Annotated in this window: 1 protein-coding gene; it reads left to right on the top strand. The window is 76.4% G+C overall.

Going from position 1 to position 1,461, the window contains the following annotated elements; translation table 11 throughout:
* The first annotated feature begins 378 nt into the window (after positions 1 to 378).
* A complete protein-coding gene (locus MW084_RS07840) occupies positions 379 to 1,404 on the top strand; it encodes an endonuclease/exonuclease/phosphatase family protein (protein ID WP_010469184.1) in 1,026 nt (341 codons plus the stop codon).
* Positions 1,405 to 1,461 lie beyond the last annotated feature (57 nt).

Below are 1,461 nucleotides of genomic sequence, written 5' to 3'. Positions count from 1 at the left end.
CCCCCCGGCACCCCGTACGGGACGGTCCGACCGCCCCGTACGGACCCTGCCGCGGGGCCGCCCGCCGTCCCGCGCCCCGCCCGGCGGTCGTCCGCGGTTTCCGGAAGGCGTACCGGCATCCCGTCCCGGCGTACCGCGCCGCGGCGCCGGGGACGCGCGATCCGCCCGGACGCCGCCGGGAAACCCCTCGCCGGCCTGCGGCGCCGGGCGCGCGAGTGTGCGCGTTTCGTCACAACCCGCCCGCCGCCCGCACCCTCCGGGAACCCGCCCGGCGACCGCGGTCGTCCCTGAGGCGGTACGGCCGTGCCGCGCCCCACGGGCGATCCCCTAGGGTCGGGGTCCGGCACGGGAAGGACAGCGGGACGTGAGGACGGCGGAATGGCGCGGGTGGACGACATGACGGGAACGGGGAACGGCGCCGCGGAGGAACGGCGCGCGGGATCCCGGGTCCGCTCGGCGGTCGCCCACTGGTGGCACACTCCCGGCGCCCGGCGGCGCGGCACGGTGCTGGCCGCGTGCGCGCTCCTGCTGGCGCTGGTGATGGTCCTGCACCGCCACATCCCCAACGACATCGGCAACCTCGGCAGCCTCATCGAGACGTTCCTGCCCTGGTTCGGCCTGCTCGTCCCGCTCCTGGCCGGCCTGGCGCTGCTGCGCCGCGCGCCCGCCGCGCTGGTCGCCGTCCTCGTCCCGGCCGTCGTGTGGCTGAACCTCTTCGGCGGGCTCGTCACGGACAAGAACGGCCCCGGCGGCGACCTCATGGTCGTCTCGCACAACGTCAACGCCGACAACCCGGACCCCGGGGGCACCGCCCGCGCCGTCGCCGCGTCGGGGGCGGACGTACTGGCCCTGGTGGAGCTGAAGCCCGCGATGGTGCCCGTGTACGAGGAGGCGCTGGCCGGCGCGTACCGGTACCACTCGGTGCGCGGCACGGTCGGCCTGTGGAGCCGGTACCCGCTCGACGACAGCCGCCCCGTCGACATCCGGCTCGGCTGGACCCGCGCCATGCGCGCCACGGTGTCCGCGCCCGGGGGACCCGTCGCGGTGTACGTCGCCCACCTGCCGTCCGTCCGGCTCAAGCTGCACGCCGGGTTCACCGCCAACCAGCGCGACCGCAGCGCCGACCGGCTGGGCGAGGCCATCGCCGCCGAACCCAACCGCCGGGTGGTCCTCCTCGGCGACCTCAACGGCACCATGAACGACCGGTCCCTCAACGCCGTCACCTCCCAGCTGCGCTCCACGCAGGGCGCCGCCGGCGACGGCATGGGCTTCAGCTGGCCGGCCGGTTTCCCGATGGCCCGCATCGACCAGATCCTGGTCCGGGGCGTCGAGCCGGTCGCCTCCTGGTCCCTGCCGCGCACCGACAGCGACCACCTGCCGATCGCGGCCCGCGTGACCCTCTGACGCACGGGGCCGCGGGCATACGGGGTGTACGGGGCGTACGGNCGNNNNCGGNNCNGT

The organism is Streptomyces sudanensis (assembly GCF_023614315.1).
In the GTDB taxonomy this organism is placed as follows: domain Bacteria; phylum Actinomycetota; class Actinomycetes; order Streptomycetales; family Streptomycetaceae; genus Streptomyces; species Streptomyces sudanensis.
This window is presented reverse-complemented; position numbering and strand designations above follow the sequence as displayed.

What these genes read in the sequence shown, in the direction of transcription:
- MW084_RS07840 (WP_010469184.1), top strand. Translation starts at nt 379, where the DNA reads ATGGCGCGGGTGGACGACATGACGGGAACGGGGAACGGCGCCGCGGAG.